The sequence below is a fragment of the Arsenophonus sp. ENCA genome (assembly GCF_002287155.1).
In the GTDB taxonomy this organism is placed as follows: domain Bacteria; phylum Pseudomonadota; class Gammaproteobacteria; order Enterobacterales; family Enterobacteriaceae; genus Arsenophonus; species Arsenophonus nilaparvatae.
The window spans coordinates 1-5,144 of sequence record NZ_NHNG01000706.1; the positions used below are offsets into that span (position 1 = coordinate 1).

General features: G+C 36.5%; 7 protein-coding genes and 1 pseudogene. 1 reads left to right on the forward strand and 7 read right to left on the reverse strand.

From position 1 onward, the window contains the following. Positions 1 to 76: 76 nt before the first annotated feature. The 3 genes and pseudogenes from CBG25_RS18495 to purM form a co-directional block, all read right to left on the reverse strand. Positions 77 to 418 (reverse strand): annotated as a pseudogene (locus CBG25_RS18495) (GNAT family N-acetyltransferase); the annotation flags it as partial. A gap of 277 nt (positions 419 to 695) precedes the next feature. Continuing rightward, entirely contained in the window at positions 696 to 1,337 is a 642-nt protein-coding gene (gene purN, locus CBG25_RS18500) for a phosphoribosylglycinamide formyltransferase (protein WP_290608498.1), read from the reverse strand. Further along, positions 1,337 to 2,377: a phosphoribosylformylglycinamidine cyclo-ligase gene (gene purM / locus CBG25_RS18505; RefSeq protein ID WP_290608499.1), complete on the reverse strand. Its 1,041-nt coding sequence runs from the start codon at positions 2,375 to 2,377 to the stop codon at positions 1,337 to 1,339. The genes purN and purM overlap by 1 nt, the downstream gene beginning before the upstream one ends. 234 nt (positions 2,378 to 2,611) lie before the next feature. On the opposite strand from purM, the gene upp reads away from it, so the two are divergent. After that, positions 2,612 to 3,238: a uracil phosphoribosyltransferase gene (gene upp, locus CBG25_RS18510; RefSeq protein ID WP_290608501.1), complete on the forward strand. Its 627-nt coding sequence runs from the start codon at positions 2,612 to 2,614 to the stop codon at positions 3,236 to 3,238. Positions 3,239 to 3,346: 108 nt separating this feature from the next. Here upp and CBG25_RS18515 read toward each other — a convergent pair whose 3' ends face one another. The 4 genes from CBG25_RS18515 to CBG25_RS18530 form a co-directional block, all read right to left on the reverse strand. Beyond that, positions 3,347 to 3,607: a hypothetical protein gene (locus CBG25_RS18515; RefSeq protein WP_290608503.1), complete on the reverse strand. Its 261-nt coding sequence runs from the start codon at positions 3,605 to 3,607 to the stop codon at positions 3,347 to 3,349. A 25-nt stretch (positions 3,608 to 3,632) separates the two neighbouring features. Beyond that, positions 3,633 to 4,085, reverse strand: coding sequence for a hypothetical protein (locus tag CBG25_RS18520; RefSeq protein WP_290608505.1), 453 nt, complete (start codon positions 4,083 to 4,085; stop codon positions 3,633 to 3,635). 246 nt (positions 4,086 to 4,331) lie between these two features. Next, positions 4,332 to 4,667 carry a hypothetical protein gene (locus CBG25_RS18525; RefSeq protein ID WP_290608506.1) on the reverse strand — a complete coding sequence of 112 codons (336 nt, stop codon included), beginning with the start codon at positions 4,665 to 4,667 and terminating at the stop codon, positions 4,332 to 4,334. A gap of 105 nt (positions 4,668 to 4,772) precedes the next feature. Next, positions 4,773 to 5,144 (reverse strand): transposase (locus tag CBG25_RS18530; protein WP_290603757.1); only part of this gene is annotated, 372 nt, incomplete at its 5' end.

A 5,144-nucleotide genomic window follows, 5' to 3' on the forward strand; every position in this document is an offset into this window, starting at 1 on the left:
AAACAACGTTTTTAGAGGGCGAGGAGTGAATTCAGAAAGCACGGGGGTAATTTTATATGATTTCCAGAAGTTCAAGGTACCACCATTCTACCCGATATCGATTTGCAGCCGCTAGGCTGCTTCCTTGAAAGGCCGGATCGATAATAATGCCAATTTCAGCTCGACGATGAATATAATTTATTTCTACTAATTCAATTAATCCAATTTTAGTGCCTTCATTTTCAATAATAAACCGACGCTCTAACTGATCATGAATGTGTTTGTCATACAGATCACTTAATTCAACAAAAGCTTCATAAGGCTCTTCGAACCAATAACGCATAACACTGGCGTTATTATCTAATTGATGGACAAATGGGAGATCTTCACGTTCTAAAGGTCGTAGTGTAATTGACTCATTTTTTTTGCCAGTAGGCATTGGATACCTCGATTGGGAGTAAAACTTAGCATATTAAAATAGTTACTATGGATGTTTTGTATTTTTAGTCGGTTTGGTTACTAAAGAATAGCAGAATCAAGCTGAGTGATAAATGAGAGCAATTATATTTTAGCAATAAACTCAGTTTTCGATAACTAATTAGTTAAGTATTGGTTGATTATTACTACAAAATTATCAATTAGAATTTGTATCAATATGGGTTAGCATCAGTATACAAAATTGTGATGCCATTGGCATCACATAGAGGAAGATACTGCTAATCTTCATTAGCATAACCGTATTCAGGTAGTTTACAGCCATCCAGGAAGGCTGAATTATTAACCATAGCTAAACGGCCTTTAACAAACCAATTAATAACTAATGGATAAATACGATGCTCTTGTGTTTGAACGCGCGCAATAATATCTTGCGGTTGATCTCCGGCAAAGATAGGCACTTTAGCTTGTAAAATAATTGGACCTGAATCCAATTTCTCAGTGACAAAGTGAATCGAAGTACCGTGCTCTTTATCTCCGTTTGCTAGCGCTTTACGGTGAGTATCTAATCCAGGATACTTAGGTAATAAGGAAGGGTGAATATTAATTATTTTACCTAAATAATGGCTGACAAAGTATGGCGTGAGAATGCGCATGTAACCTGCCAGCACGATCAGATCTGGCTGATATCGTGCTATTTCGGCCATCAATGAAGCATCATAAGCATGGTTATCCGCGTAATCCGCTTTTTGCATCACGACAGTTGGGATTGCGGCTTGCTTGGCCCGTTCTAAACCATAAGCAGTTGGATTATCACTGAAAACTGCACTAATTTTTGCGGCAATACTTTGTTTTTGGCAAGCATCAATAATGGCTTGTAAATTACTGCCATTGCCAGAAATTAATACTACAAAATTTTTCATTAGCTGATTATTACCTGCGGTTTATCCGCGTTGATCTCGACAATTTTACCAATTTGCCAGGCTTTTTCACCCAGTTGATTGAGCAGTTGTAATGCATCAGAGACTTCTTCTGCAGGTAAAACAATTAACATGCCAACACCACAATTGAAGGTGCGGTACATTTCATGGGTCGATACATTACCGGTTTGTTGTAACCAACTAAATATCGCCGGCCATTGCCAGCTAGCGCTATCGATCTGCGCTTGGGTATTGGCGGGTAAAACCCGTGGAATATTTTCCCAAAAGCCACCACCGGTTATATGGGCAATGGCATGAATATTCTGTTTTTCAATTAACGCTAGAATATTTTTAACATAGATGCGTGTTGGGGCTAATAAATGATCAGCCAGTGACTTATTTTCTAGTTGTACTGTGGCTGGATCTATTTGGTTTATCTGCAAAATTTTTCTAATTAATGAATAACCATTGGAGTGGGGGCCACTAGCGCCTAACGCAATTAGGGTATCGCCAGCTTTAACTTTGCTGCCATCAATAATTTTTGTTTTTTCGACCACGCCAACACAAAAACCTGCTATATCATAATCTTCACCATGATACATACCAGGCATCTCTGCTGTTTCACCGCCGACTAGGGCACAACCTGACTGTTTACAGCCTGCTGCAATGCTTTTGATCACGCTGGTCGCTGTATCGACTGCTAGCTTACCGGTGGCGTAATAGTCGAGAAAAAAGAGTGGCTCTGCACCTTGAACAATCAAATCATTAACGCACATAGCAACTAAATCAATGCCAATTGTATCATGGCGTTTTAAATCCATTGCTAATCGCAGTTTTGTTCCGACACCATCTGTGCTTGAAACTAAGATTGGCTCACGATATTTTTGTGGTAAGGCACATAGTGCACCAAATCCGCCTAAACCTCCCATTACTTCTGGGCGGCGGGTTTCTTTAACAGCACCTTTAATACGTTCGACCAGTGTATTACCCGCATCGATATTGACACCAGCATCTTTATAGCTGAGAGAAGTTTTATCTGTCACAGCAAGCTCCCAAGGCGATTGCATTTAGTAAAATAGATGGAAACAGAAATAATTCTACCAGCCTAAGCAAACGTTTGCGAGATACTTATTTTGGTTTTCATAATAAAACTCAAGAGCCAGCAAAAGTGAATTCCCTGCAAGAAAAACCTTAATCTATCAGTGGAACAGGTCTGAAAAAGCGCTATAATCTGATAATTTTTTATTTGTAGATGGTTTGTACTGAAGGAGAGTAGCGTGAAAATCGTTGAGGTAAAACACCCGTTAGTTAAACATAAATTGGGCTTATTGCGGGATAAAGATATTAGCACTAAACGTTTTCGTGAATTGGCCTCAGAAGTGGGCAGTCTGTTAACTTATGAAGCAACAGCAAATTTAGAAACAGAAACAATAGCAATAGAAGGATGGTGTGGTCAGGTAAACATTGAACAAATTAAAGGAAAAAAAATCACCGTCGTGCCAATTTTACGTGCTGGGTTGGGAATGATGGATGGAGTGTTGGAAAATATTCCTAGTGCCCGTATAAGTGTTGTGGGTGTTTATCGTGATGAAAAGACGCTGGAGCCTATTCCATATTTTCAAAAGCTGGCTTCAAATATTAATGAACGGATGGCATTGGTTGTTGATCCGATGTTGGCAACAAGCGGTTCAATGATTGCCACGGTTGATTTACTTAAAAAAGAAGGTTGTCATGCTATCAAAATATTGGTATTAGTTGCTGCACCGGAAGGTATTAAGGCGCTGGAAGCTGCTCATCCCGATGTTGAACTGTATACTGCATCTATTGATGATCATTTGGATGAACATGGTTATATTGTTCCTGGTTTGGGTGATGCGGGCGATAAGATATTTGGTACTAAGTGACATTTATTGTTTATGTTATTTTTTATCAATTATAGTTATTGAGAGCTAATAAGATTGGATAGAAATACCAATCTTATTAAGTTTGAATATTATTTTAAATTTAGCCTGTTAATTCTTCGGCGTTTTTTTCACTCTATTTCTATCTAACCAACGTTTTAGTCCTGCATAGGTTTTATTTAATTCAACTTTGGCATTTTCTACCGTTAGTTTGTTGTGATCAAAAACAAACTCTTGAGCGACATAATTAAAACTATAGCCGGAAGCGGGATTAGAATAGAGACTGTAATAGAACAATTTGGCTTGATTATCTGCTTTTATGATAGGAGTAATAAATTGAATAAAATTATGATCCTCTTCATTAAATTTCACAAAATCTGTTAGATAAGTTGTTAATTCATGGGATTAAACTAGCGCGTTCATTATTGTCAATAAATTTATGCGTGGCAATAATGTGTTCAGCTAATTGCTGTGGGTTGGTAGTTTTGAAACTATTTGAACTACTATTAAAATTTGAAATATAGTTACAGTTTCTAATTTGATAAAGATACTCTAGGTAGTTCCGTAAATAAAGCGATGCATTATCTAATGAATTAGTTGGCGCCCATTTTGATTCGTTACCGATATTGGTTATAATTGTAGTAACGAAATTTGTCGGTGAAGCAGACAGTTTCTTGGCATTTGTGTCTAAATCGTTATTTTCATTCCATTGATTATTATCTTGAATGGCTTTTTCTTTTCCTTGACCAAATATTTCAGCACCGCCTAATAAATGGCTAATATTTTCACCACTATATTTTGACGTATCAATAAAATTATCTATATTATTAAATTTATTTGTATTTATCATAAAGGTACCTTGAATTAAAATAATTGATTTTATAATTTGTTCAATTTAATTTTTTAAAAATTCTTCATTCACTAATTTAAAATATATCGTTATAATTTTATTAAATAAAATTATAACGATATATTTTTGAAAATTAACAATATTAACTGTGTTGTTATTTGATTTTAATACACCATGTATAATTTATTAGGATGTAAGAAAATTTATTAGTATTTTTTGATTATATAAACTAAGTCGTAAAGTGGATTAATCAAAGCACAGTAAATAGTTATTATTTTCTACTTTAGTATTGTTTTGTTTTAACCAATCAGAAAGTAACGTAAATTCAACTTGAATAAGATTTTTTATATCATCAGGTGATAAGTGAAAATCCATAAAGTGAAGTGTTAATCTTGATAAATCAATTTCAAAATTATATTCTTCATCAGGTTTATTTTTTCCTATTTCTTTATCGAAGCTAAAAGTTACTTTTGAGGAGTAAAATTGTAGTTTAACTATATTTTTTCTTGAGCTTAAAATAGTATGAGTAAATAAAATTGTAGTATTATCTTTAGGGCACCTCGAAAAACTCAAGATTTTCAATTAACCCTTGGCTTTCATTCTAAATAATTAGATTTTTTTTGATTATCACGCTACTGATTCTATCGCACATTGCCCTGGCTAGGGCCATTTGACCCATTCTGGGCGTCAGAAAGCCACGATGCACGCGCTCTGGAAGTACGCCAACCGCTTTAGGTTGTAACATGCTGCCATCATCGTCATGGCAAAATTAGCGCGCACCTGTCCAATGGTGCGGATCAGTTTTCTACCCATTTGTTCCATCGCCGCAAATGCATGTTCAACCCGTGCCCTAGTCTTTGCAATCCTGTGGTTTCGCCCTTGCTGAGTCTTGGACAACGGTTTGTTTCGATGGCCTTTACGCTGAATCTGGCTCCTATAGCCGTTTGCCTTCAGCCAAGCTTCCCGCTCCGCAGAGGGATAGCCTCGGTCGGCGTAGATATTGCGATTGGTGTTGGCCTTGTCAATGACCCTTTCGAAATGCTGACTGTCGTGGGTGCT

What these genes read in the sequence shown, in the direction of transcription:
- purN (WP_290608498.1), bottom strand. Translation starts at nt 1,337, where the DNA reads ATGAAAAATTTTGTAGTATTAATTTCTGGCAATGGCAGTAATTTACAA.
- CBG25_RS18520 (WP_290608505.1), bottom strand. Translation starts at nt 4,085, where the DNA reads ATGATAAATACAAATAAATTTAATAATATAGATAATTTTATTGATACG.